At 67.9% G+C, this 24,564-nt stretch carries 22 protein-coding genes and 1 pseudogene; 6 read left to right on the top strand and 17 right to left on the bottom strand.

Translation table 11 applies throughout. The features are described from left to right. Positions 1-217 precede the first annotated feature (217 nt). The 7 genes from ACNJ7E_RS27645 to ACNJ7E_RS27615 form a co-directional block, all read right to left on the bottom strand. Positions 218-2,341: a hypothetical protein gene (locus ACNJ7E_RS27645; RefSeq protein ID WP_418341468.1), complete on the bottom strand. Its 2,124-nt coding sequence runs from the start codon at positions 2,339-2,341 to the stop codon at positions 218-220. Further along, positions 2,334-3,179 carry a glycoside hydrolase family 16 protein gene (locus ACNJ7E_RS27640; protein WP_418341467.1) on the bottom strand — a complete coding sequence of 282 codons (846 nt, stop codon included), beginning with the start codon at positions 3,177-3,179 and terminating at the stop codon, positions 2,334-2,336. Before ACNJ7E_RS27640 ends, ACNJ7E_RS27645 begins: the two co-directional genes overlap by 8 nt. Beyond that, on the bottom strand, positions 3,163-4,497 hold the full coding sequence (locus tag ACNJ7E_RS27635) for a lipopolysaccharide biosynthesis protein (RefSeq protein ID WP_418341466.1): 1,335 nt from the start codon (positions 4,495-4,497) through the stop codon (positions 3,163-3,165). The genes ACNJ7E_RS27640 and ACNJ7E_RS27635 overlap by 17 nt, the downstream gene beginning before the upstream one ends. Continuing rightward, entirely contained in the window at positions 4,494-5,876 is a 1,383-nt protein-coding gene (locus ACNJ7E_RS27630) for a glycosyltransferase family 2 protein (RefSeq protein ID WP_283330921.1), read from the bottom strand. Before ACNJ7E_RS27630 ends, ACNJ7E_RS27635 begins: the two co-directional genes overlap by 4 nt. Continuing rightward, on the bottom strand, positions 5,876-6,871 hold the full coding sequence (locus tag ACNJ7E_RS27625) for a glycosyltransferase family 2 protein (RefSeq protein WP_418341465.1): 996 nt from the start codon (positions 6,869-6,871) through the stop codon (positions 5,876-5,878). The genes ACNJ7E_RS27630 and ACNJ7E_RS27625 overlap by 1 nt, the downstream gene beginning before the upstream one ends. Next, positions 6,861-7,715: a glycosyltransferase family 2 protein gene (locus ACNJ7E_RS27620; RefSeq protein ID WP_418341464.1), complete on the bottom strand. Its 855-nt coding sequence runs from the start codon at positions 7,713-7,715 to the stop codon at positions 6,861-6,863. The genes ACNJ7E_RS27625 and ACNJ7E_RS27620 overlap by 11 nt, the downstream gene beginning before the upstream one ends. Positions 7,716-7,844: 129 nt before the next feature. Next, positions 7,845-8,801: a glycosyltransferase family 2 protein gene (locus ACNJ7E_RS27615; protein WP_283351655.1), complete on the bottom strand. Its 957-nt coding sequence runs from the start codon at positions 8,799-8,801 to the stop codon at positions 7,845-7,847. 296 nt (positions 8,802-9,097) lie between these two features. Between ACNJ7E_RS27615 and ACNJ7E_RS27610 the strand changes: the two genes are divergently transcribed. Then, positions 9,098-9,586, top strand: coding sequence for an FBP domain-containing protein (locus ACNJ7E_RS27610; RefSeq protein ID WP_280780676.1), 489 nt, complete (start codon positions 9,098-9,100; stop codon positions 9,584-9,586). A 206-nt stretch (positions 9,587-9,792) separates the two neighbouring features. Here the strand turns inward: ACNJ7E_RS27610 and ACNJ7E_RS27605 are convergent, their stop codons facing one another. Then, positions 9,793-10,911, bottom strand: a complete 1,119-nt coding sequence (locus ACNJ7E_RS27605; protein ID WP_418341463.1) for an AbrB family transcriptional regulator — start codon at positions 10,909-10,911, stop codon at positions 9,793-9,795. Between the two features lie 93 nt (positions 10,912-11,004). Here ACNJ7E_RS27605 and ACNJ7E_RS27600 point away from each other — a divergent pair, with 93 nt between their 5' ends. Beyond that, entirely contained in the window at positions 11,005-11,703 is a 699-nt protein-coding gene (locus ACNJ7E_RS27600; protein WP_418341462.1) for a GntR family transcriptional regulator, read from the top strand. A gap of 9 nt (positions 11,704-11,712) precedes the next feature. On the opposite strand, the gene ACNJ7E_RS27595 is transcribed toward ACNJ7E_RS27600, so the two are convergent. The 6 genes from ACNJ7E_RS27595 to ACNJ7E_RS27570 all read right to left on the bottom strand — a co-directional run bounded on the left by ACNJ7E_RS27595 (position 11,713) and on the right by ACNJ7E_RS27570 (position 17,898). After that, positions 11,713-11,997: a hypothetical protein gene (locus tag ACNJ7E_RS27595; RefSeq protein ID WP_280780679.1), complete on the bottom strand. Its 285-nt coding sequence runs from the start codon at positions 11,995-11,997 to the stop codon at positions 11,713-11,715. A gap of 137 nt (positions 11,998-12,134) precedes the next feature. Then, positions 12,135-13,091, bottom strand: coding sequence for a tripartite tricarboxylate transporter permease (locus tag ACNJ7E_RS27590; RefSeq protein WP_418341461.1), 957 nt, complete (start codon positions 13,089-13,091; stop codon positions 12,135-12,137). Then, positions 13,088-13,567: a hypothetical protein gene (locus tag ACNJ7E_RS27585; RefSeq protein WP_418341460.1), complete on the bottom strand. Its 480-nt coding sequence runs from the start codon at positions 13,565-13,567 to the stop codon at positions 13,088-13,090. Before ACNJ7E_RS27585 ends, ACNJ7E_RS27590 begins: the two co-directional genes overlap by 4 nt. Positions 13,568-13,598: 31 nt before the next feature. After that, the gene (locus ACNJ7E_RS27580; protein ID WP_418341459.1) at positions 13,599-14,567 is read right to left on the bottom strand and encodes a hydroxymethylglutaryl-CoA lyase; all 969 of its coding nucleotides are present in this window, start codon (positions 14,565-14,567) and stop codon (positions 13,599-13,601) included. A 1-nt stretch (position 14,568) separates the two neighbouring features. Next, a complete protein-coding gene (locus ACNJ7E_RS27575; protein WP_418341458.1) occupies positions 14,569-15,843 on the bottom strand; it encodes a hydroxymethylglutaryl-CoA reductase, degradative in 1,275 nt (424 codons plus the stop codon). 150 nt (positions 15,844-15,993) lie between these two features. Next, positions 15,994-17,898, bottom strand: coding sequence for a helix-turn-helix domain-containing protein (locus ACNJ7E_RS27570; protein ID WP_418341457.1), 1,905 nt, complete (start codon positions 17,896-17,898; stop codon positions 15,994-15,996). Positions 17,899-18,056: 158 nt separating this feature from the next. Between ACNJ7E_RS27570 and ACNJ7E_RS27565 the strand changes: the two genes are divergently transcribed. After that, on the top strand, positions 18,057-19,124 hold the full coding sequence (locus ACNJ7E_RS27565) for a LacI family DNA-binding transcriptional regulator (protein ID WP_280780680.1): 1,068 nt from the start codon (positions 18,057-18,059) through the stop codon (positions 19,122-19,124). A gap of 13 nt (positions 19,125-19,137) precedes the next feature. Here the strand turns inward: ACNJ7E_RS27565 and ACNJ7E_RS27560 are convergent, their stop codons facing one another. Both ACNJ7E_RS27560 and ACNJ7E_RS27555 read right to left on the bottom strand, forming a co-directional pair. Next, complete coding sequence (locus ACNJ7E_RS27560; RefSeq protein WP_418341456.1) at positions 19,138-19,680, bottom strand: FAD-dependent oxidoreductase; 543 nt, start codon at positions 19,678-19,680, stop codon at positions 19,138-19,140. A 428-nt stretch (positions 19,681-20,108) separates the two neighbouring features. Continuing rightward, positions 20,109-20,153, bottom strand: a pseudogene (locus tag ACNJ7E_RS27555) (hypothetical protein); the annotation flags it as partial. A 299-nt stretch (positions 20,154-20,452) separates the two neighbouring features. On the opposite strand from ACNJ7E_RS27555, the gene ACNJ7E_RS27550 reads away from it, so the two are divergent. After that, positions 20,453-21,631, top strand: a complete 1,179-nt coding sequence (locus ACNJ7E_RS27550; protein WP_283330927.1) for a Gfo/Idh/MocA family protein — start codon at positions 20,453-20,455, stop codon at positions 21,629-21,631. A gap of 65 nt (positions 21,632-21,696) precedes the next feature. Beyond that, positions 21,697-22,698 (top strand): sugar phosphate isomerase/epimerase family protein, encoded by a 1,002-nt coding sequence (locus ACNJ7E_RS27545; RefSeq protein WP_418341455.1) that lies wholly within the window; start codon positions 21,697-21,699, stop codon positions 22,696-22,698. Here the strand turns inward: ACNJ7E_RS27545 and ACNJ7E_RS27540 are convergent. Further along, a complete protein-coding gene (locus ACNJ7E_RS27540) occupies positions 22,695-23,573 on the bottom strand; it encodes a LysR family transcriptional regulator (protein ID WP_283351666.1) in 879 nt (292 codons plus the stop codon). The genes ACNJ7E_RS27545 and ACNJ7E_RS27540 overlap by 4 nt on opposite strands. Before the next feature lie 83 nt (positions 23,574-23,656). Between ACNJ7E_RS27540 and ACNJ7E_RS27535 the strand changes: the two genes are divergently transcribed. Next, positions 23,657-24,547, top strand: a complete 891-nt coding sequence (locus ACNJ7E_RS27535; RefSeq protein ID WP_418341454.1) for an EamA family transporter — start codon at positions 23,657-23,659, stop codon at positions 24,545-24,547. The last annotated feature ends 17 nt before the right edge of the window (positions 24,548-24,564 follow it).

The following is a 24,564-nucleotide window of genomic DNA, read 5'->3' as shown; positions in this document are numbered from 1 at the left end:
GCCCGCAAACGTCAGGGTCTCGCGCTTCGCGGTGAGCGCGGCATCCGATTTCGCCATCGTGTTGATCTCCCGCCCCGGCCCCTACCGGCCGACTCGCCTCGAAGGGACGTTGCCAGCTCGGGTTCCGATCAGACCAGTCTTCCACATTTGTGGACTAAAACAAACCTATGCCCTGTTATTAATGCACTCTTTGTTCCTGGACCTCGTTTCTGGCTTCTCAGCCGCCGGTGCTGACGGTGCCCGAACCGGTGCGGTCGAATTGGTAGACGATCGTGTGGTCGTCCTGCAGTCGGATCGACCACTGCGGACTGTGCCGGAACTGACTCTCGAATTTCGCTACTGCCTCCGGGGTGAAGTACCGGTAGTAGTCAATGGCGTCGAGTGCCTGCGTCGTGAACACGAAATAGGTTTCTGCACTGCTCGATTCCGCCACCAATGTGATGTCCTCGAACTGGCGGGCATCGGGAAAGTCCTTCGGGAACTCCGGCCAGCGATCGACGATCGGCGTGTCGAAGTCCTGATCGTGCTTGGCCAGATCGGCGTAGTCGGCGGTGGCGCGACTGGGGAATCCCGCCGAATCCAGGCTGGTGATCATGGCGGGGCCGTGAATATCTGCGGTCAGGTCGTCGAAAAGGGTGACCTGCGACCGATACTCCACGACCAGCGACCACAGACCGTAATAGCCTTGCAGCCCCGCGACGGCCGCGCCGCACAGGCCCACAGCGGCGACCGCCGCGGTCGCCCGGTGGAGCGCGACATGACGACCCGTGCGGGTGATCACCGCGAGGAACAGGGGAGCGATCAGGATCGCGCACCCGGGCAGTGCATACAGGTACACCCGGAAGATGGCCTCGCCGCCGTAGTTCTGCAGAAAGAGCAGGGAGAACGAACTGAACGCGATGATCACCGGTGCGAGGAACGGCCGGCCCTGACGCCACCACACGATTATTCCGACGACGGCGAGGACGATCACCGCGGCGGACAGTCCTCGGCACACTGTGGACGTGACGAGCTTGCCGAGGGAACCCGCGTACTCGACGTTGCTGGATCCGTTGGCAACGGGATTGACGCCCGAGAACAACCCGTGCGGGAGCACGACGTACATGCGTGGCACGAGGTAGCCGACGAGCATTGCCAGATACGGGATGGGGAGCCACCACGGTCGGATCTGCCGAGTCACGACCAGTGCCACGATCACCCCGAGCAGCCAGTACGGCGTCAGTTGATGCGTCGGGATGAGGGCGGCAAACGCAAGGAGCGCGATGTAACCCGCATGATGACAGGTCCGGGAGGCGATGAGCAGCGCGAGGATGCCGACCGCCATGAGCAGTGCGAACGCCTGCGGGGCGAAGTAGTCCTGCCCCACCCAGTTCACCAGTTCGGTGATCATTGCCGCCGCGAGCGCGTGCCGGAGCTCCAGCCCCAGCAACATCGCCAGGGCGCCGACGAGCAACGCCAGCAGGGCATGGATCACCGGGGCGAACCATTGTGCAACCACTAGTGAATCGACGGACGTGATCTCGCCGAACCACGCGAATGCCGTGAAGAAGGCGGGCCATTCGCCGTACACGTCGATACCGCGCGGCGGAAGCGTCTGATGCTGCTGGAGGTAATCCACGACGCCGATGTGTTTGTACGTCCAGGTGTAGATCGGCACCTCGGTGATCAGGCTGACGGTCACACGTTGCACGACGATCACGGCGCCGATGATCGCCGCGGCGGTGACGAGGTGGTTTCTCCGCAGCGCCCAGACGAACGCCCCGACCATCGATCCGACGACGAGGACGAGTCCCGGCCCGGTGCCGACGGCCAGCAGGCCGAACTCGGAGTAGGGCACGTCGATCAACCCCGGCAGAACGGCCAGCCAGGCTCCCAGCATCGCCGTGGTCCAGAGCAGCGGTGCGTTTCCGCGAGGTGCCGTTGCCCGGGGAATGGTCGGGACGAGAGTGGCGAGTCCTCCCACGTGTCGCGCGTGGAGCAGAGCGGAGAGGGCGACGCCGGCCACGAGGGCCAGCAGGAACGGGACGGGAACCCAGCGATTCGCCCACCCGAGTACCGCGGTGAAACCTGTCATCATCGACAGACCGGTCAGGGGTATCGCGGCGGCGACGGCGGGCGCCTGGAGCCGCATCCACGTCACCACGGCAAGTCCTGGCCCCGTGAGGACGAACGTCGCGAGCAGGATCGCGCGCAGTTCCGGCGACAGCGGAGCCAGCGCGAGCGCACCGACCGCCGCCGATATCAAGGCGAGGGTGTCGTACGGATCGGGCGCCGCCGCGTCCGTAGTGGTCGCGACTGCCGCGCGCCGGGGCGTGTCGAGCTGAGGCGCGGACCTAGTCATCGGTGACACGTACCCAGTCGACGACCATCGCGGCCGGGAACGGCGTGCTGCTGTCGGGAGGCCCGGGCCATTCCCCGCCGACGGCCACGTTGAGCAGGAGGAAGAACGGCTTGTCGAACACCCACCGTTCGTCCGGTGGGAGACCGGCCGCGGTGACGGCGCCGGTGATCTGGCCGTCGACCCCGAACGTCACCCGGCCGGGGGCCTTCTCCACCCAGTAGGTGTGGAAATCGTCCACGAAGGTGTTCGCCACATCGGTGGTCGGTCCGGCTTGCCAGTCGCCGCCGGAGGTCCTCGGCCCGATCACACTGCTGTACAGCTGGTCGGCACCGCCGATCGTCTCGACCACGTCGATCTCGCCGCTGTCCGGCCAGCCGACGACTCCGAGGTCCGTGCCGAGCAGCCAGAAGGCCGGGTGCATTCCCGATCCGCGGGGGAGCTTGGCGCGCGCCTCGGCGCGGCCGTAGAGGAGGGACGTCCGTCCCTGTGTCGTCACGCGTGCGGACGTGTATTCCCCGCCGTCGTTGCGGGCCTCGATCACCAGGTGCCCCGCACCGTCCAATCGGACGTTCGAGGGTGCGGACGTGTAGGTCTGGGACTCGCCGTTGCCCCAGCCGCCGCCGCCCGTGTCGTACGACCACCACTGCGGATTCGGCGGCGCCCAGGCGGGGCCGTTGAAGTCGTCGAACATGAGAGCCTGCTGCTTCTGGTACGACGAGACCGACTGCACTGCAAGGTCGGTGGGTGGAGCTGCCGCCTGTGCGATCAGAACGGCACTCACGCCGATCAGCGACGCACGGGCCGCTCGAACCCACGATCGTCTACTCAACTCGCTCACCTCCCGGATCGTCTGCGGGAATCTCGTCGTACCCGCGCTCTTGTGAGGCCCGCCGAAGCCAGAGAATCACCGGACCGATCAGAATCAGCGCCGACACCGCCTCGGCGGCAAGGTAGGCCCAGCCGACGCCGACGACACCGATCGCCCGGGTGCCGATGACGGAGCCGGCGACGATGACCAACGTGGAGAGGCCGCGGACGACCAGTGCCAACGTCAGCCTGCGGTGCACCCGCGCAAGTCCCTCGTAGACGGCGCCCCCCACGGACAGGGGAATGAACACGCCGGCGAGGTAGAGCAATCCGGTGCTGTGGGTGCGGTACTCGGCGCCGACGACACCGAGGAGGAGGGGGCCGACGACCACCAGTCCCACCCCGCCGGCACACGCCACCACCGCGAGGGTGCGCACCAATCGGCGGGACAGCGACGCGACCCTGCCCGGGTGGGCGGCGACTTCCGCCACGTACGGGCTGACCACCAGGTGCACCATCAGGTACAGCGCGCTGATCATCGCCCACGCGATCGCGAAGTACGCATTCGCCTCGGCGCCGACCTGCGTGACCACGATCAGCGGCACCACGAGAGGTCCGATCGCCCAGAGCGCCGTGATGCCGAAGGACGAACCGAAGTACGACCACAGTTCACGGCGGGGCGGCAGGTTCGGTGCCGCCAGGAACCGGGGGTGGGAGCGGGATCGTCGGTGCAGCGCAACCAGAATGCACAGTGCCGCCGCCGCTGCGGTCGCGCCCCACGCGGACACGATGGACACCGCCACGTCGGTGCCTGCCAGTGCGAGCAGGACGACGAGCTTGGCCGCCGCATGGAAGGCGTTCTTCGCGGCCGACCACCTCGCCACCCCGAGTCCGGCGGTGGCCTTGTCCTGCAGCGTGAACACCCCGAGAATCATCACCAAGACGGGGAAACAAACCATCGCCCAGCCGGATTGGAACAGTGGGTCGCGGGGGCCGAACGCCACGAGCGCCGTCCCCGACAGCAGGGACGTGGCGGACACCACGAGAAAACCGTGCTTGAGAAGTGCGCCGGTGTGGGTGCCCGCCAACGGCAGGAACCGCTCGTACATCGTGTCGATGCTGAGTAACGACAATGTCGACAGCATCACGGCGGACGTGATCAGCGCCGAGGCCACCCCCACTTCGTGGGCGGGGAACAGCCGGGCGGCCGCGGCCCAGAAGGCGAGCCCGAGAACTCCCGCCAGGACGTTGGCGAGAATCAGGGAGTTGGTGTTGAGGCGCAGGTTCCGCTCGGCCGGGTGCTCTGCGTCGACACGGCGCGCCTCGATATGTGGAATGCCGGGAGTCACGGCTCGACCCTCGGGTGGGTGACCGCAGTCGGCCGCTGCGCGGTCCGTTCCCGCATCGGCGCAGCTGACCGGCCTTCTCGACGCGCCGACCGGTAGGCCCAGGGGCCCTTCATGATCGACCTGGCGGTGGTGGAGCCGATGCCTGCCGGCAGGAGTCCCGCGAGGTCCGCCGGTGGCGCCGTCTCTTTCGACGAGGCGCGGAGGTGGCGGACGAGCGCGCCGCCGCGTCGAGCCGCCGTCGTCGCCGCGAGCGTGGCCATTGCCGGATCGCTCGCGATCTTCGCGAGCCACGCGCCGAGTCCCAGTCCGTAGCCGCGGGACTGGACGAGAAGGCCTTCGCTGTCGGCGCGGTGCCGATGCCACACGATCGCCGCCGGGTCGTGAACGAGTTGGCGGCCCGAGCGCAGAATCCGGAAGAACATGTCGATGTCCTCGCCCCCGCCCGTCGGGGCACCCGCGCCGAGCGCCTCGTCGAAACCGCCGAGGCGGCGAACCACGTCGCGCTCGACCGCGAAGTTGGCGCCCGTGCCGTAACAGCGAACGGTGAAGGGAAACAAGGGCACGTCGTCGGGTGGCTCCGACCAGTCGAAGATGCGGGCGTCGGTGGAGTCCGACCAGCCGACCCGTCGATCGAAGTAGGCCTGCGCCGGCGTCCGGATCTCACCGGCGGGCACCATCCCGGACACGCACGAGACCCTCGGGCCCCGGCTGAAACCGTCGACCAGCGCGGAGAGCCAGTGCGGGTCGACGACCACGTCGTCGTCGGTGTACGCGACGATGTCGCCGGTGGCCACCGACAGTCCGGTGTTCCGTGCCCGTGAGAGCCCCGGGAGGGGCTCACAGATCAGGCGCACCCTCGGATCCGCGAGACCGAGTACGTACTGCCGGGTGGCATCGGTTCCGGGGGCGTTGTCCACGACGAGTACGTCGAACGTCGGATAGTCCACCGCGAGTACGGATCGGAGGGCCGCTCGCAGCATCGACACCCGGTCGCGAGTGCATACGACTACCGTCACCGGCACGGCCTTCCCCGCGGACACGCGAGCCGGACCTGCCCGCACAGGGCGGTCCGACTCGGTGGCCCGCAGTCCCGCGACTCGGCGCCTGAGCTCGCCGAAGTTCACGGAACCTTCCGACACCTCGATTTCGACGAACCCGAGCGGGCGTCCGTCGGCGCGCGCGAGCAGTCGCGCCCGGCCGTAGCCCTCCGCGCGCGCCAACCGGCAGCGGACCGGAATTCCCGCCGCCCGCCCGGTCCGGTCGGCGTTCTCTATCGCGTCGACCCACACTTCACCTATCCACACCGCACCGTCCCAGTCCGGCCGCTCGGGACTGTCCAGGGCGGGGCGGAGAGTGAGAGCGGGTGCGGCGGGATCCATCAGGTCCTCCTGGTGTGCAGCCGGATGGCGGCCCTGCCCTGAACGTATCCGGCGGTCGTGACCGCCAGGCCCAACAGCACGACGGCTGCCCGCGCGAGTCCGTCCCGCCGCATCGAGAGGCCTTCACGCAGCACCGCACGCGGTAGGACATGGAGGGTGTAGGTGCGCTCGCTGCTCAGCGCGTCCGCTGCGGTGGTCAGCTCCGCGACGACAGCCTTCGACAGTCCTTCGTGATGGCATCTCCGCACGAAATACCGCAGAGTGGCCCGGTCCGCCGACACATGATGCTGTACCCGCATGTCCGGATCGAACAGGATCTGGTTCGAATCCGGGTTCGACCGGATGCGGATACAGAGTTCGGTCTCCTCACCGCCCACGGGAACGGAGCCCACGCGGCCCACCTCGGATCTGAATCCGCCGACGGCGTACAGAACCGAGCGGCGCATCGACATGTTGCAGCCGATCGGGTTGCGGACGGGCGCGACCCGTGTCGGCTGACCGACGTAGCTGCAGCCGACGACCCAGTCGAACTCCTCCGGAAGCCACGGGGGACGCGCCCCGGACCAACTCGGGACCGCGTACCCGCCCACGCCGGCAATTCCGCGATTCCGGTAGTGATGCATGAGGGCCTGTGCCCACCCCGGCTCGGCGCGGGCATCGTCGTCGACGAACGCGATCACGTCGCCGTGGGCGGCTCGGACACCGGTGTTGCGTGCCCCGGACAGTCCCCGGGTATCCGCGTTCGCCAGGACTGTTACCCGCGTGTCGGTGCGGAATCGGTTGCACGCGCGGATATACAGCTCGTCGCAGTGATCGATCACCAGGATGAGTTCGGGATCGGGACCGTCCTGGGACAGCACCGACTGCACCGACCGGCACAGGTCGAACCAACGCCGAGTGGTGTAGGCGCAGATGACGACCGAAAGGGATTCCGCATCGAATTCGTCGGTCGCGTCCAGAAGCGAATGCCCGGTGGCCGGGACCTCATCGGGCAACGTAATCACCGCGATCGCGGGACCGCCACGAGTAGACGGACCGGCGGGTGAGTGAGGTCGGCCGCTCGGCCGACTTCGCCGTCATCTTCGTCCCGTTGCGGTGTTCCATCCGAACGGTGCGCAGTACCCGCAAACCGTCCCGCACCACGTTCAGGTTGCTCTTGCCACTGATCCGGCGCCGCTCGAAGCTCGGTATCTCGACGATACCGAGACCGGATGTCGCCATCCGGACGTTGATCAGCGTCTCGATCTCGAAGCCGTCACCCCAGTGGGCGTCGGGGCGGTCGGTCGCGGGCAGCGACATCACGCTGACGTGCCGGCGCCAGAACGCGTTGTAGCCGTAGCAGAGGTCGGTGAACGAGACAGCGAATTCCATGTTGACGAAGGAATTCAGCATCCGGTTGCCCAGTCTTCGGGTGAACGTGATGTCTGCGCTTCCACCGCCTGCGATGAACCGGCTGCCCTTCGCGAAGTCCGCACCGCGGACCAGCGCGTCGACGAACGCCGGAATCTCGGCGGGGTCGGTGGACCCGTCTGCGTCGATCATCACCACAATGTCGGACGTGGCATGCAGGAAACCGCAGGCCAGCGCATTGCCTTTGCCCTTTCGGGTCTGCGTCAGGACCTTCGCTTCGGGCCACAATCGTTTCGCGACGGCAACGGTGTCGTCGACGGAGTTGCCGTCGACGAACACGAGTTCGTCGATGTCGGCCGGCATCCGGGCCGCGACGAACGGCAGATTCTTCGCTTCGTTCAGTGCCGGCATCACCACCGATACGGTCGGCCTGGGCGTAGTCTTCCTCGGATTGTCGTTGGGGTGAATCTCGGTCACGTGTGCATCCATCGCCTTCACGTCCGTTGCGTCATAGGGGCTTTCGCGTGCCCGCGTCCTGCTGAAGTCTGGGTTCTCTCCGGACGAATGCGGTGCTCCGGAGGCTGTTCGTTGCGGTGATCTGTTCGTGTTCAAGAGGATTCACCCCGGCCGTTCGCGGCCCTTCTCCGATCCGAGCGCGCGCCGACGTCTCGATGCACGGAGCGCGCTGAGAGCGAACAGTAGACTTCGCCGCATCTGCATGTCATACGAGTTGATCCGGCCGAGTACTCGGTCGGACAGCGGGATCTGCCATTCGGGATCGTGGATCAATCGACTCGTGAACTCGAGCTGCTGGGCGAGTTGTGAACGTGCCGAGGTCAATGCGGTGTTCGAATCGCTGCCGATCCGGAAGGATGCCAGCGTGCGCGGCACACCGACGAAGTCACCCTTTCGAACGAGCCGCGACCAGAGGTCGAGCTCCATCGGAAAGAGAAGCTCGCCCCGGAAGCCGCCGCACCGGTCGAAATCGACCCGGCGGAACATCCCGGCCACCGGGGGGCCGACGGGGTTGCTTCCGCTCCGGACGATTCGCCGGACTACCGTTTGTCCAGAATTGTGCCCGACGATTCCCCCGAGCCCCCGGGCCGGCCGCAGCAGCACGCCCTCGTCGTCGATGAAATCGGTTCGCACGGACACCAGCGCCACGCCGTCGTCGGCCTCGAGCACCGCGGCTTGTGTTGCGACACAATCGGGCTCGATCGTGTCGTCGGCGCAGATCAGCTTGACGAACCGTCCTCGGCTCTCGCGTATCGCGAGGTTGAAATTGTCCACCATCGGCACCGTCGCCGCGTTCCGGATAATCCGGACGCGGTCGTCGTGGACGTTCTCCAGGATATCGCGGGTGCCGTCCGAACTGTGGTTGTCGACGATCACGACTTCCAGGTCGGTGAAGGTCTGCGCCAGAACGCTGTCGAGCGTCGTCTGCAGATGACGCTCCGCCTGATAGGCAGGAATACACAGCGAAACGGTCGGTGGTCGCTCCCGGTCGCGGCCCGGTACGGACTCCGTGCCGGCCTCGCGCCTCGACGTGTGCGCGGCGTCCGAATTCGTCACCATGCTGTTCTCCCACCCCGGCCCCGCACCCACCGATTCGCACCGTGGTTACAGCGTTCTCGGCTTGGGTTCCGATCAGACCAGTGTTCCACATTCGATGCCAGAAACATACCTTTCCCCTGTTATTGAAAGAATTACTCAACTGCGTCCGGGTTTTTCTGAATATGGTTCCCGTTGCCTGCGCCGGGCGGAGCGCGTCCCGCGAAACCTGGACCGTCGAAAATCCGTTGCTCGACCTCACTGCGGTCCGTATTGTCACGTGGCTTTGTAACCCGTCGACAGAAGGAGTTCATCTCGTCATGGAACCCGTCACCGAACGCGACATCAGGTCGTCGTTCATCAACTGCTCCAAAGGCGACGCCAAGCGTCTGCCCGTCCCTCGTGACCTGGACGATCGGCCCTGGGACGATCTCGACTTCCTCGGCTGGGGTGACCCGTCGTTTCCGGGCCGCTGCTATGTGGTCGTGCCACGGGACGGCGGTCTGGTCGGCGTCGCGCTGCGCTACGAAACGGGCGGTTATCGCCGCGCGCAAATGTGCACGGTCTGTATGACCACGCACGCCAATGGCGGCGTCTCGCTGATGACCGCCCGCAAGTCGGGTGAATCCGGACGCCGGGGCAACTCGATCGGCACCTACATGTGTGCCGATCTCGCGTGCTCGCTCTACGCGCGCCGGAAGAAGTCGCCCGCGCTGGGCAGGCAGTATCGCGAGGATCTCGAGCCCGAGGAGAGGATCGAGCGTGTCCGCGACAACCTCGATGCCTTCATCTCGAGGGTCTACGGCTGACCGATCCGACACCCACCCACCGTGCAGCCCGGTAGCTGCCGACAAGAATCGGAGGTAGATGCCATGCGCCGACATTCGAGGAACCCGCTTCCCGGTGCACCCCGAGTCCGGAGACACTGCAACGACACTCGGGGTGTCCGGAATCCTCTCCGGTCGAGACGGCCCGGACGCAGGCCGGACCGTGCTGTCCGGAGAGGATTCCCGAACTACGCTCGTCGACGCCGAGAACTGAAGTGGGCAAACGCCTTCGCCATGATCGGGGTGGTGACGAGCATGATGACCAGGCGCAACACCTGCGCGGCCGCGACGAACGTGACGTTGGAGGCGGTGGACGCCGAGACGGCCAGCACCGCCGCCAGGCCACCGGGCGTGGTGGCGAGATAGGCCTCGAGGAGGCTCACACCGGTGAGGTGGGAGAGGAGGACGCCCAAGCCGGCGCAGGCCGCCCCTACCAGCAGCGTGAGCAGCGCCGCATACGGCAGGATTCGTCCGATCGCCCGCAGGCTCGCCCGGTCGAACGCGAGCCCGGCCTGCCAGCCGATGAGAATCAACGCGCCGGTCATCAGCATCGGCGGGACCGCGACCGCGTCGCTCCAGCCGCCGAGTTCGAACCCGGCGCTCACGGCCAGCGGACCCAGCGTCGCGGGAGCGGGTAGTCGCACGAGTGACACCACGGCGGTGCCGCCCACGATGAACAGTGCCAGGAATGGTAGGGCCACATACCATTCGGACCCGCCGGCATCGGTGCCTGTCACGGTGTCCGTGCCGGTATCGGCGCGGAAACCGAGCGTGACGATCATCGGCATCGACACGACGACGAGCGCCACCCTCAGGTACTGCACCACTGCGACGACCCGGTCGTCGCCGCCGAGTTCGCGGGCCATCGCGACGAGTCCGGTGGCGCCGCCCGCGGTCATGGAGAGGGATCCGGTCACCGCGTCCACGTCGCGGTGCAGCGCGAGGAGGGCGCCGGCCGCCACGCTGAGCGCGAGAGTCGCGGCCGCGATCGAGACCACCGGCACCCACATCGAGCCCAGGGCGGCGATTGTGTCCCGGTGCACCATCAGCCCGACCGCGCTCGCCAGCACTCCCTGGGCAAGGCTCCCCAGCGGGCGGGGCACGCGGGACGGGCCCCAGCCGGTGACGGCCAGGGTCGCCCCGACGATCAGAGCCGAGAAGAGTCCGGCCGCTGTCAGTCCGACGCTCTCGCCGACCGCCCAGCCGCCGATCGAGAGTGCGATCAGTGCGAACCATCGGAGTCCGTGACGACGCAGTGCGGCCGTGCGCGTCGGCACGGATCGTTCGGGGGATTGCACGTCGTTCACGGGTGGACGCCTACTCCGGGATGCTGTCCCTGCTCTATAGTGTGCATCAATGTATACCTTAACGGATGCCACTGCGAACGTTAGGATGTATGCATGACGGGTGGGAGCAAGAGCGAGCAGGTATACGAGCAGCTCAGGCAGGACATCCTGAACGGGTCCCTGTCCCCGGGCCAGTCGCTGAGTGCCATCGACGTGGGCGCGCGGTTCTCGGCGTCTCGCACCCCGGTTCGCCAGGCCTTCCTTCGGCTCGAGGGGGAGGGGCTGGTCTCGCTCATCGACCGGCAGGGCGCACGGGTCGCTCCCATCTCGATCAAAAGCGTTCGGGACCTGTTCGAGCTACGCATCCTGCTCGAGGCGGCCGCCGCGCGCATGGTCGCCGAGGCCGTCGCCCGGGACGCCGCGGCCCGGCGGCAGTTCGAAGAGGTAGCGGACGCACTCGGGGCGATCTCCGAGGAGGCCCCGTCCGAGTCCCGGCGAGATCGTTTCTACGAACTCACGGAAACGTACGACCAGGCCGTGATCGCGCACACCCGGAACGCGCAACTGGCCCGATCGATTGCCGAACTCCGGCCGCACACGGAGAGGCTTCGCAACATCGCCCACTCCCGCCCGGCTCGTCTGGACGTCTCGCTGGCGGAGCACCTGTCGATGTGCCGTGCGATCCTCGCCGGCGACGGGCCGGCGGCTGCCGCTGCCTGCACCGAGCACCTGACCCAGACGCAGAAGACCATTCTCGACGCGGTCGTCGATCCGCAGGGAGCGGCCGTCGCCATCGACCTGATCACCGCGTAGTCGGCGCGGTCAGAGGGCGAGGATGGCGGGGACGCTGAGGACTGCCACGTAGTACCCCATGAACAGGACGCCTGCGTGGATCTTGAACGCCCGCGACAGCAGGCCTCCGACGAGTCCGACGGTGAGGGTGACGGCGAGGCCGAGGATGCCGCCCTCCCAGACGCTGATGACGACGACCAGGCCGGTGAACGTGGCGATGATCGCCTCGTGGCTGACGTACCGGACGACGAGCGTGGCCGCGCGGTGAGCGAAGTTCATCGCGAACGGGTACGCGATGATCGCGGCGATCACCACCGCGCCGAGACCGTAGAGCAGGAACTCCCAGTTCGTCAGTGCCGTGGACAGGTTGCGGATCTGCCCGGTGCCGTCGTCGGTGGTGAAGACCGGTGGCGCGTTGAACAGCGGGGCGGCGGGCCCCGCGGCGACCGGGCTCAGCGGCAGACGAACGCGATGAGCGGGATGAGCGCCTCGGCGATGTAGGTGGATTCGGTGGTTCCGTTGCGGGCGGCGATCACCGACGTCAACCGGTGGTAGCCCTGCTTGACCCGGGATCCGACGACCTCGCCCATGAGCACGGTCATCGCGACCGGGCTGAAGACGAATGTGGCGCTCGAGACGGTCGCGGTCGCCGCGACCTGTGCGGTCTGCTTTCCGTCGAGCATCCGGAACGGGTTCGGGAAGTATCCCTTCCACCCCTTGATCTCCGGGGCGAGCCAGACCGTCGCCGGTTCGGTGCGGGCCATGTCCTTGCGTCCCGACGCACCCAGCACGAGGAACAGGTCCGCGATGAGGGGGCCGACCGCGATGCCGAGGAAGTAGCTGATGTTCAGGGAGACGTCGTAGCTCGTCGTCAGCGACTTGAGCGCCAGGATGAGGACGACGAACGGCACGAGCGCGGCCACGCCGGACCACTTGCCCGGCGTCGTGTAGGCGATCGCGACGGCGGCAACGAGGAACAACCAGGGTGCCACCGATTGGACCGTGTCCGCCACCGGTGCGAGGAGGGTGGCGAACAGCACCGCCACGGGGACGGCGATGAACGCGGAGATGATCGCACCCGAGATCGCCTTGCGTAGGGCGATGTGCGGCACACCGAGGCTGCGCAGCAACCGCGCCTCCCGCATCAGCGGCACGGCCATCGTGTCGCCGGGGATGCCGAGCAACGTGGTGGGCACCGCGTGGGTCATGTGCTTGGCGACGGCGCCGGCGAGGAAGAAGGTGAACACCGCCGCGGGCGGGGCACCGAGCAGGATGACCAGCAGCGTCAGCGGGGCGATGGTGGCCGTCTCGTCGGTCCCGGACACCAGCCCGATCAGGGAGAACACGATGGCGCCGATCGCGCCGAGCGCGATCGCGATCAGGACGTCGTTGGTGAACAGCACACTCATGATCGTCCTCCCGTCCCGCGTGCCTGCGTCTCCGCCTCGACGAACCGGTCGTAGAGGTCGAGATCCTTCAACTCCCGGACCGTCTGGGCGGGCAGGTCGCCGACCGACCCCAGCCCCTGCCGCTCGTCCTGCAGCACCCGGATGACGTAGCCGACTGTGTCGCCCTCGGACGAGTCGACGGCGATGTTCCGCTTGGGGCGGAACAGCTTCCCGCTGACGACGCCCGCGACGAGGCAGGCGGCGATCCCGACCAGCAGCGCATATGCCTCTGCCAGAGACGAATCCGTGACGAAGGAGTTGAAGAGTGCGGTTGCGCCGAGGAGCGCGCAGACGCTTACGACGATGCCGATGACGACGGAGACGGCGAGATCTCGCCCGGCCACCGTGTCGCCCCACACCTCGAGGTAACGAGGCCGAGGCGTCTGATCGTCGGTGGGCGGGGGAGCCTGCGGTGCGGACTGGCTTTCGATGGACATCGTCTGTTCTTCCGTGTGAGGGTGTCGTGCTCTAGGAGCGGGCGGCGGTCAGGGCCGTCGCCACCCGCGACAGGCTGGGATGGCCGATGTGCCCGGCCATCCAGCGGGTGGTGTCGGTCAGTGCGTCGAGATCGATGCCCGTGGTGATGCCGAGGCCGTGCAGCATCCACACCAGGTCCTCGGTGGCGAGATTCCCGGTGGCGCCCTTCGCGTAGGGACATCTGCCGAGACCTCCTGCCGAGGTGTCGAATTCGGTGACTCCCGCGATCAGCGCGGCGTGCACGTTGGACAGCGCCTGGCCGTAGGTGTCGTGGAAATGTCCCGCGATCGAGCCGACCGGAACGCCCGCGGCCTGCACTGCGTCGAGCACGGCGCGGACGTGTCCGGGGGTGGCGACGCCGATCGTGTCACCGAGCGAGATCGACGAGCATCCCATGCCCGTCAGTTCCGCCGCGATGTCGGCGACACGGCAGGGATCGACCCACCCCTCCCACGGATCACCGAAACACATCGAGATGTAGCCACGCGTGCCGATACCCGCGGCACGCGCACCCTCGACCACCGGCCGGGCGTTGTCGAGTGCCCCGGCGACGGTGGTGTTCAGGTTCTTGGCGGCGAACGTCTCGGTGGCGCTGACGAAGACGGCGATATCCCGGGCGCCGGCGGCAAGCGCCCGCTCCAGTCCCCGCGCGTTGGGGGCCAGCACGACCTGGCGGACGGTGTCGGGGAGGTCGAGTTTCGACATCAGCGCTTCGGCGTCGGCGAGTTGCGGAATCCATTTCGGGGAAACGAAACTCGTCAACTCGAGTGTTCGGATACCGGCGGACACGAGCCGACGGCAGAACTCGGCCTTGACCGCGGTGTGTACGAGCGTCGACTCGGCCTGGAGCCCGTCGCGCGGTCCGACCTCGTACACGCGAACCGCAGAGGGCAGCGACGGGTCGGCGAACTCGTGCGGCGCCGGACGCCACCCCGGTTCGAGATCCGAGGGAGTGGTCATGTCAGTGTCCGGAACGAAGGTCGGCGAGCACCTTTTCCGCGTGCTCGACCCGGATGCGCTGGTCGTCGATGAGCCGCTTGACCACGACGTCGATCTCGTCGCCGGTGGCGCCGGCCGAGGCGGCGATGGTGCGGGCGTGCAGGCTCATGTGGCCGCGCTGGATGCCCTCGGCGGCGAGCGCACGGCAGGCGCCCAGGTTCTGCGCGAGTCCCACCGCGACGATCACGTCCGCCAGCTCCGAGGCGGTGGACACGCCGAGCATCTTCACCGCGGCCTGCGCGACGGGGTGAACTTTGGTGGCGCCGCCGACCAGTCCCACGGCCATCGGCACCTCGAGGGTGCCGGAGAGGTGACCGTCCGCGGTCTTCTCGAAGTGCGAGAGCGCCGTGTACCGGCCGTCCGCGGCGATCGCATGCGAGTGGCAGCCCGCCTCGACGGCGCGGGTGTCGTTGCCGGTGGCCAGGACGGCGGCCGTGATGCCGTTCATGATGCCCTTGTTGTGGGTCGCGGCGCGGTAGGGGTCGGATTCGGCGAGCGCGGACGCATGCACGATGTCGTCGACCACTTCGTCGCCGCCGAGCAGGTCCTTGTCGAACACCGCCCGGGCCCGGGTGATGCGCAGGTCCGCCTTGTTCGTCAGGATCCGCAGTAGGGTGCGGCCACCGGAGATCTCGGCGAGCCGGGGAGCGATGGCCTCGGCCATGGTGTTGACGGCGTTGGCGCCCATGGCATCTCGCACGTCGACGTGAATGTGCACCACGACGTGCACGCCGGTGCGCGTCGGGACGAGTCGGACGGTGAGGTCGCGGGCGCCGCCGCCGAATCGCACGAGCATCGGATCCTGCGCGTTGGCCAGTTCGATGATCTCCGTGCGGGCCTCGAGCATCCGCAGCCGGGATGCCTCGGGGTCGGGGCAGTCGAGGAGCTGGATCTGGGCCTGCATCACCGGGTCGGTGCTCGACGTGTGGAAGCCGCCGTGCACCCGGGCCATCCGGGCGGCGTTGCTGGCCGCCGCCACCACGGACGGTTCCTCGGTGGCCATCGGCACGAGGTGGTCACGCCCGTTGACCGTGAAGTTGGTCGCGACACCCACCGGGATCCCCATCACCCCGACGACGTTCTCGATCATGTGATCGGCCTGCTCGACGCCGAGGCCCTGCCCGGGATCGAACACGGCGACGTCGAGGTCGGACAGGCCGGTCCTCTCGGCGACCACCGTGCGGCGCTGCTGCGCGCTGGAATCCTTCAGGCCGGGGATGCGGCTGTTGACGGGCACTGTGTTCCTCCACGTAAATCACGGGCGGCCGGATGTGTGGTGCGTCCCGACGACAACCCTGTCATGTGCTTCGGTTCACACGGTAGGGGCATTCCGCCGACCTTGACATGTATCGATCGCACATGTATTTCCTTCAGGAATGTGTGACTGTCACTGTTCCCGGAGTTCGTCGAGGCGGACCGCAGCCGAGATGCGGAACAGGTGTTCGTCGCTCCGCCACTCGGGCCCCAGCAGCATCTCCAGTCGGTGGAGGCGCTGCAAAATCGTGTTGGTGTGGTAGTTGAGAGCCCGCGCCGTCTTCGTCGGGCTGCCCTCGTTGCGGACGAATGCGCGCAAGGTGGCGAGCAGGTCTGTGCCCTTACCGTCGTCGTACGCGCGCACCGGACCGATGGTCTCGTCGATGAACGCGTTCAGCGTCCGCGCATCGGTGTCGAACAGCAGCGCATACGGCAGATACGCATCGGTGCTGACCGCCGCGTCGGTGGTGTCGAGCGCCGCCAGCAGGCGAGCGGTGCGGAGCCCGGACTCGAATCGGGCGGGGAGCGCGTCCGGCGACTCCGCCCGCGGCGTCGTGATCGCCAGGACCGGGCCGTGCAGCGTTTCGCGCAGGTAGTCGCGCAGTTCCGCGACGAGTTCGGGTGGGGCGGTGGTGGTGAGAACGGCCACGACGACACCCGCGTGTTCCCCGACCAGGCCGCGATCACCGACGAAGGCGCTGGCCGCGCGGGCGGCGGTGGCACGGTTCTCGGCCTGGACCGAGATCAGCACGACGGTGTCGAGGGCGGCGAGCGTGACTCGCTGAGCGCGCACCCGTCGTTCCAGATCGCGGCGCCGCTCGGGCGCCGGGTCGAGCAGGTCCGCCACCAACTCGACGCGCGCCCGCAGGTCTGCGTCGGCGACCGCGTTCTGCTGCAGCACCAGCAGTGCGCCGACCTGCGCGGCGCGTTCGATGGTGCGCTCGTCGACCGGTCCCAGTTCGAGGTCCCCGGACCCGACCAGCACCGCGCCGAAGTACAACTCGCCCGCGATGACAGCGGCCACGATCGTCGTCCCGGGGTCGTCGACGCGAACACAATGGCCGGTGGTCCGGCTCCTCGTGATGGCGTCGAGCACCACCGGCGGCAACTCGACGGACACCTGCCCGTCCGGCGGGGGGTGGGAGGCGACGGCGTGAAGATCCCGGTCGACGATCGTGACCGTTCGCCCGAGCGCCGTGGACAGCGTGTCGGCCACCTGCTCGAATCCGCCTCCGACCAGAACCGCCTCGATGAGTTCCTGGTGCACCACGGTGGACCGGTCGCGGACCTGCAGGTAGTCGGTCAGCCGGTCGAGTGCCGTGCGGGCCTCGTCTTCGGACCTGCGAACCTGCTCGAGGGTGCTGGCGGTCTGCAGCACCACCGACGCGTGATCGGCGAGCGCGGACAGCACGGCGATCTCGTCCGGGGTGAAGGCGTACTCCTGGCGGGTGGCGGCGAACAGTACACCGAGCACGTGACCGTCGGACAGCATCGGCACCCCGAGGATCGACACGATCCCTTCGGCTGCGACCGCGTCGTCGATGAGTTCCTCGTGCGGTCCCTCCGCGTAATCCTGATAACGCAGAACCCAGTGCGCGGCACGGGAATCGGCGATCTGGCTGGCCAGCCCCATTCCCGGGGGAACGCGCAGGTGCTGGAACTGCGGCGTCACCGAGCCGGCGGTCTTGCGGACGTTCAGCTCACGGGTCGCCGGATCGAACTCGGACAGGTAGGTGACGTCGGTGCCCATCATCTCGTGGGCGCGGCTCACCAACCGCCCGAGGAGTGCGTCGATGTCACGGAGTTCGGCGAGTTCACGGGCGCTCGAGAACAACACCCCGAGTTCGCGCTCCCGTCGCCGCAAACGCGTCAGCTCGACCTGGTGCCGGCGCACCTTCTCCGCGAACGCCGCCCGGTCGGCCGGACCGGCAGCGACCCGGTCGAGCGCATCGCGCACTGCGGCCGAGTCGGCCGTCAGTTCGCCGACCATCGCATCGGCGAGTACCCCCAGCGCGTCGCCGTTCTCCCGTGAATCCATGACCACACTCTGCCCTGGCAGTTGTCGAAGTAACTACTGGCTGAGACCGGCGCCGGTGTTCGGGATGTCAGGTCCGGTCAGGTAGCCCGGTCTAGTACTTCGGTCTATGTCGGATACTCTGGGTGTGCCTCGTGCTCGGCGAGCGAAAGGGTCTGCACATGCGAAGCGACGACGACGCCCGGAGTGGCGGCTCCGTTCCGATGCCCCGGCAGGCCGTCACCATGCAGGACATCGCCGACCGGGTGGGCGTGTCGAAGGCATTGGTCTCCATGGTGTTTCGGCGTGTTCCCGGGCCGAGTGCGGAGACGCGGAAGCGGGTCCTCGACGTCGCGGACGAGCTCGGGTACCGACCGAACCGTACGGCCGCACTGATGTCGCTCCGGCGAACCCACCTCGTGGGTGTGATGGCGGATATTCGCAACAGCTTCCACGCCGAGATGGTCGAGTACATCGTCGCCGCCGCCGACGAGCACGGGTACGAGGTGGTGCTCGGCGCCCTGACTCCCACGCACGCCGAACCGAAAGTCGTCGAAACGCTGCTCGATTTCCGCTGCGAAGCCTTGATCCTGCTCGGCACCGAACTCGGCACCGACGTGCTCGACACGCTCGGGGAGCGGGTACCGGTGGTCGTGGTCGGTCGCCGCGTCGGTGACGGCGCCGTCGACGTCGTGCGGACGGCGGACGGCAAGGGGATCGGCACGGTCGTCGACCATCTCGTGGAGCTGGGACACCGCCGGATCACGCACCTCAGCGGTGGTACGGGCACGATTGCAGCCGACCGGAGGTCGGGATACACCCGTGCCATGCGTCGTCACGGACTCGATATCGACGTCGTCGAGGGCGATTTCACCGACAGCGCCGGAACGGTCGCCGCGGGCACTCTGCTCGGGCGGTCGCAACTTCCCACCGCGGTGATCGCGGCCAACGACCGCAGTGCCATCGGGCTGATCGGCGAACTGCGCAGCCGGGGTGTGCGGATCCCCGAAGACGTCTCGGTCTCCGGATACGACGACAGCGTGCTCGCCCAGCTGGCGCACATCGATCTGACGTCGGTCAATCAGCAACCGCGGGAGCAGGCCGCCACCGCGGTGGATGCGGTCATCCAGCGGCTGGACCGGGGGAGGACCGAATCGGTGGCTACCGTCCTCCGCCCGCGGCTCGTCGCGCGCCGTACCACCGGGCCCGCGCCCGAGCCGATGGAAGGATCCCGGTCGGGCGTGTCCTGACCTGCGACGGCCGTCAGTGTTCGGCGGGCCGGGTTTGCACCGCCTGCGCGGGCAATGTGCCCAGATCGTGGGTGTAGAGCCAGGTGGTGGCCCTTTCGTAGAAGTGCCCGAAGGCGACCGGCATGACGAGGTCGCGAAACCGGCGCGCGATCGGGCCGACGGTCTTGGCGTCGCGGTTGGTGCGGGCCGCCTTGGCCATCTTCCCGATTCGGGCGCGGCGGAGCCGGTCGTACTCGGCGAAACCTTCCCCGGTCGAGTCGGCATCGGCGAGTGCCCGAGCCAGGACCACGGCGTCTTCGATGGCCATGGAGACGCCCTGCCCCGCGCCGACCGGGTGGGCGGCGTCGCCGACGAGGACGACGCGTTCGTCGTGCCAGATGGGGACTTCGGCCAGCGTGTGCATGAGCGTCGGACGGTGCAATTGCGTGGTCGCCCTGATGATCTCGAGCGCTTTCGGCTCGAACCGGTACAGCTCGGCGAGTCGGTCGAGCCACCGGTCGTCGCCGATATCTGTCGGTTTCGGTGCCGGGGATCGGCAACCTGCGCGGACCACCACACGGTTCCGTCCGGAGCCGGGATGTGGAGAAAGGCGCCGCAGCGCGCGAAGACCATGTTGAACGTGCCGGTCTCGGCCGGGACGCCGTCGGCGACGCCCGAGACGCTGTAGAGCCCGCCGTATACGGGTCGGGGCGCGCCCGGATCGAGGACCGACCGAGTAGCCGACCTCCGCAGCACCTCGACCAGGGAATCGCGCATCAGCGTCGCGCTGAACAGCGGATCCCCCGACAGCCGTCCGCGCGGAACATCCGCGAGCAGCCTGCCCGTACCGGACCACATTCGCTGAGTGGGCACCGCGAAACCGGCCTGCTGCACCTGGTCCAGGCAACCGAGCGCCTCCAGCCCCCGCAGTCCGTTGGATGCCAGACTCAGAAATGAGCCCACCTGTCCTGCCGGGTCGGGATGTGTTTCGTAGAGGGTGACGTCGGAGCCGATGCGGCGCAATGCGATTGCAGTCGCGGTCCCGGACACACCTCCGCCTGCGACGATGGCCTCCACGCCCCCTCGTGAACTGTTATTCACTGAATCGACACTCAGTGAAATTCTGTTCAGTGTGCGCAGGAAGGGGGCGTTCGTCAAGGGGTGCGGCCTGTTAGCCGGCCCGCCGGGGCGGGGGTTGACAGGGTGTCGTGACTCAGCTCATAGTAGTCGTACTAGACCGGTTAAATAGACCGAACTAGCCGGAGGGCGTCTTCACACTCGTGCGGGTGTCTATGGGTAGCCGACGTGCACTCCCGCCGGGTCAACATCACACCGAAAGGCTTCCACTCATGACTTCCAACTCGATCGGTGTCGCCGTCATCGGCGGCGGCATGGCCGGACGAGCACACGCCGCCGGATATCGCATGGCGTCGACGCTGTTCGGAACCGACCGCCCCGACGTGCGTCTGGTCGCGATTGCCGACACCAACCAGGCAGTCGCCGACGACACCGCGAAGCGGTACGGGTACGAGCGGGCCGAGTACAGCTGGCAGGCCATCGCCGAATCGCCGGACATCGACGCAGTGAGCGTCGTCGTCGCGAACCAGTTGCACCGGGAGATCGTCGAAGGCCTCCTCGCTGCCGGGAAGCACGTGCTGTGCGAGAAGCCCCTGGCCGGGTCGATCGCGGACGCCGAGGCCATGGTCGCGGCCGCCGCGGACGCCGACACGATCGCGACCGTCGGGTACACCTACCGCCGGTCGCCGGCCATCCAGGCGATCCGCGACGAACTCGCGACGGGCCGCCTCGGCGACATCATCCACTTCAACGGGCACTACTGGTGCGACTACGGCCTCGACCCCGCCTCGCCGATCACCTGGCGGTACCGCGGAGGTCCCGGAACCGGCGCGCTGGCAGACGTCGGCAGCCACCTGCTCGACATGGCCGAATTCGTCTGCGGGCCGATCGTCGAGATCAGTGGCGCGACCTTCACCACGGTGATCACGGAGCGTCCCGTGCCTGCCGGAGTCACCTACGGCCACACCAAGGCCGAGACCACCGGTGAGATGGCACCCGTCGAGAACGAGGACCTCGCGACGTTCACGGCGCGCTTCCAAAACGGCGCGGTCGGCACGTTCTCCGCTTCCCGTGTCGCGCACCAGCTTCCGGACGGACTCGGTTTCGAGCTGTTCGGGACGTCCGGCTCCGCGGCGTTCGACCTGGCTCGCGCCGCGGAATTCTCGGTGTCCAGCGAGGGCCTCGACCGCACCGTGAACGGTCAGCGTCGGGTGATCATCGGACCGCAGCACCCGTACATCCAGGGTGGCCTGCCGATGGATGCCGGCGGAGTCGGCCACGGCAAGGCGGAGTTCTTCGCCTACCAGGCCCGGGCGTTCCTCGACCAGATCGCGGGCATCGACGTCCTCGGCCCGCTGCCGTCCTTCGCCCACGCCCTGCGCGGCATGCAGATCGTCACCGCCGTCGCGGAGTCCGCCCGCGCCGACGGAGCAGCCGTCAAGATCGGCTGAACCGCACAACCCTGAACCGCAAAACTACTGAACCGCAACTTCTTCCCACGACGCAAGGAACCCTCATGAAACTCGGTGTGTACACCGCCGTCCTGCACGACCGCAGCCTGCGCGAGGCGCTGGAGACCATCGCGTCCCTCGGGCTCGAGGGCGCGGAGATCAACGCGGGCGGATTTCTGCCCACCCCGCACCTGCCCGTCAAGGAACTCCTCTCCGGTGAGGTGTCACCGCAGGACTACCTGAAGGTCTTCGACGAGACCGGCGTCTCCATCGCCGGCCTGAACTGCAACGGCAACCCGCTGCACGCGGATCCCGAGGTGGGCCCCGAGGACGCCGAGGACCTGCGCAACGCCATCAAGGTGGCGGGCCTGCTCGGTGTGGATCGGGTGGTCACGATGTCCGGGCTGCCCGCCGCGCACGCCGGCGGCCAGTGGCCGGCATGGCACGTGAACACATGGGACAGCGGCTATCTCGACTCCCTCGACTACCAGTGGGATCAGGTGGCGGTGCCGTTCTGGAAGGAGATCGACGCGCTCGCCCGTGAGAACGGTGTCAAGGTCGCGATCGAGATGCATCCGCAGAACCTGGTGTTCAACCCGCCGACCCTGAAGCGTCTGGTCGAGAAGACCGGTGCGACGAACGTCGGCGCCGAGATGGACCCGTCGCACCTGTTCTGGCAGGGCATCGATCCGGTCGCCGCTGTCGACTGGCTCGGCGACCTCGTCTTCCACGCCGCCGCGAAGGACACCCGGATCAACGAGAACTGCAAGATCTACGGTGTTCTCGACGACCGGTTCACCCGGATCCCGGCCGACCAGAACCCCACCGGACTCGGTGGCAAGCACGTGGTCAACAAGTGGCCCGAGGACTCGGCGTGGGACTTCGTCGCCGTCGGCCGCGGACACGACGTCGATTTCTGGTCCCGTTTCCTCGCCGCGCTGCAGCGGGTCGACCACGACATGGCGGTCAACATCGAACACGAGGACGTCGAACTGGGACAGCTCGAAGGACTGCAGGTCGCGGCCCGCACCCTGAAGGATGCGGCTTCCGCCGTGGCCTCCCGCTAGAAACCGGTGACGGCGGCCAGGCGGTCGAGGACCAACCGGAGCGGCGGCCAGGTCGACCTCCCACGACGGGTCACGGCGTAGGCCGTCAGCACGACCTTCGGGTTGGTGAGCGGGCGGACCGTGACTTCCTTGCGCGTGGGACGGTCGGCGGGCAGCAGGCCCACCCCGTAGCCGGCGGCGACGAGGTCCTCGACGAGGTCGAGGCTGTCGATCTGATGGGCGATGTGCGGTGTGAAACCCGCGAGCGAGGCCAGGGTGCGGACGGCGTCCTCGTCGGCAGTGTTGCGGGAGTTCACGATCCAGGGCGAACCGGCATAGGCGGCGACGTCTGCGGGTCCGTTCCCGGCGGGCGTGGGGACGCCGAGTCCCCAGGGAGTCGACCACAACGGGACGGCCTCGAGCGCGGTGCCCGGGGATGCCGGTGCCAGGTTGTAGTCGTAGGTCAGGGCGAGGTCGAGTTCGTCGTCGGCGAGCAACGCGAACGCCTCGACCGGCTCGTACTCGCTGATCACCACGTCCACCTGAGAGTGGGTGCGTGCCAGTTCGGCGACGACCGGGAGCAGCGACACCCGGATGCCCGTCGCGAAACCCCCGACGCGCAGGGTGCCGACCGGCTCGGCGTGGGGGTCGAGGTCGAGCCGGGCGGCGTCGACGGCCGCGAGGATGGTGACGGCGTGGTCGGCCAGCCGGCGACCGGCCGGGGTGAGCCGCACCCGGCGGCCGGTCGGTTCGACGAGCTGCGCACCCGTCTCCTTCGCCAGTGCGGCGATCTGCTGGGAGACGGTCGAGGTGGTCAGCCGGTGTGTCTCGGCGACCTCGCGCATGGAGCCGAGACGGGAGAGCTCAAGCAGGAGATGGAGGCGTCGGGTATCCACCCACGCATTGTTCGCGATATCCGAACGGTTTGTCCATGAAAGTCACGTGGACGTGAACGGTCGAGGTGTCATTCAATGCAGGCATGACCAGGAACTCGACCCACGTCGGCGCGACGATGGCGCTGACCTCGATGCTGTGCGTGCAGAGCGGACTCGCGATCTCCGTCGGCGTGTCCGAACGCGTCGGCGCCGAGGGTGCCGCCTGGTTGCGCCTGGCATGGGCGGGGGTGTTGCTGGCCGTGATCGTGCGGCCTCGTCCGAAGGCGTTCACGCGTTCGTCCCTCGGCGCGTGTGTCCTGCTCGGAGTGGTCACGGCGGCGGTCACCCTGCTGTTCATGGCCGCGGTGGACCGGATCCCGCTGGGAACCGCCAGCGCGATCGAGTTCCTCGGGCCCCTCGGCGTCGCTGTTCTGCACGGACGCGGGCGCCTGAAGTGGCCGGCATTGGCGGCCGTCGGGGTGCTGCTGCTGACGCAACCCTGGGCCGGCGGCGTCGACCCGGTCGGAATCCTGTTCGCGCTGGGCGCGGCCGCGTGCTGGGCCCTCTACATCGTGCTCACCCAGCGCGTGGGCGACGAGGTGGCCGGTCTCAACGGGCTCGCGGTGTCCATGCCGGTCGCCGGGTTGGTCGCGACTGCGGTGGGCGGGCCGTCGATGCTCGGAAAGATGACGCCGGACCTGTTGATCATCGGGCTGGGTTTGGCGATACTGCTGCCGGTCGTGCCGTTCACGCTGGAGATGCTCGCCCTGCGCCGGCTGAACACCGCCGCGTTCGGGACGCTGATGAGTCTGGAACCGGCGTTCGCGTTGATCATCGGGCTCGTGGTGTTGCACCAGATTCCGGACCACGCGGCCGTCGCCGGTATCTGCTTCGTGGTCGCGGCGGGAATAGGAGCGGCGCGGGCCGGGTCGCGTACGACGCCCGACCAGGGCGACGCCGCGGAGTCTGCCGCACCGTTGTCCGCACCGACCTGATACCTTGAACGTCGTTC

It is taken from the genome of Rhodococcus mengyinensis (assembly GCF_048381435.1).
GTDB lineage: Bacteria > Actinomycetota > Actinomycetes > Mycobacteriales > Mycobacteriaceae > Rhodococcus_F > Rhodococcus_F opacus_D.
This window is presented reverse-complemented; position numbering and strand designations above follow the sequence as displayed.

Bases quoted from the DNA above. Each gene is read 5' to 3' on its own strand.
- ACNJ7E_RS27615 (WP_283351655.1), bottom strand. From the start codon at position 8,801: ATGGTGACGAATTCGGACGCCGCGCACACGTCGAGGCGCGAGGCCGGC.
- ACNJ7E_RS27630 (WP_283330921.1), bottom strand. From the start codon at position 5,876: ATGGATCCCGCCGCACCCGCTCTCACTCTCCGCCCCGCCCTGGACAGT.
- ACNJ7E_RS27600 (WP_418341462.1), top strand. From the start codon at position 11,005: ATGACGGGTGGGAGCAAGAGCGAGCAGGTATACGAGCAGCTCAGGCAG.
- ACNJ7E_RS27535 (WP_418341454.1), top strand. From the start codon at position 23,657: ATGACCAGGAACTCGACCCACGTCGGCGCGACGATGGCGCTGACCTCG.
- ACNJ7E_RS27545 (WP_418341455.1), top strand. From the start codon at position 21,697: ATGAAACTCGGTGTGTACACCGCCGTCCTGCACGACCGCAGCCTGCGC.
- ACNJ7E_RS27565 (WP_280780680.1), top strand. From the start codon at position 18,057: ATGCGAAGCGACGACGACGCCCGGAGTGGCGGCTCCGTTCCGATGCCC.
- ACNJ7E_RS27590 (WP_418341461.1), bottom strand. From the start codon at position 13,091: ATGAGTGTGCTGTTCACCAACGACGTCCTGATCGCGATCGCGCTCGGC.
- ACNJ7E_RS27550 (WP_283330927.1), top strand. From the start codon at position 20,453: ATGACTTCCAACTCGATCGGTGTCGCCGTCATCGGCGGCGGCATGGCC.
- ACNJ7E_RS27585 (WP_418341460.1), bottom strand. From the start codon at position 13,567: ATGTCCATCGAAAGCCAGTCCGCACCGCAGGCTCCCCCGCCCACCGAC.
- ACNJ7E_RS27610 (WP_280780676.1), top strand. From the start codon at position 9,098: ATGGAACCCGTCACCGAACGCGACATCAGGTCGTCGTTCATCAACTGC.
- ACNJ7E_RS27620 (WP_418341464.1), bottom strand. From the start codon at position 7,715: ATGGATGCACACGTGACCGAGATTCACCCCAACGACAATCCGAGGAAG.
- ACNJ7E_RS27645 (WP_418341468.1), bottom strand. From the start codon at position 2,341: ATGACTAGGTCCGCGCCTCAGCTCGACACGCCCCGGCGCGCGGCAGTC.
- ACNJ7E_RS27570 (WP_418341457.1), bottom strand. From the start codon at position 17,898: ATGGATTCACGGGAGAACGGCGACGCGCTGGGGGTACTCGCCGATGCG.
- ACNJ7E_RS27580 (WP_418341459.1), bottom strand. From the start codon at position 14,567: ATGACCACTCCCTCGGATCTCGAACCGGGGTGGCGTCCGGCGCCGCAC.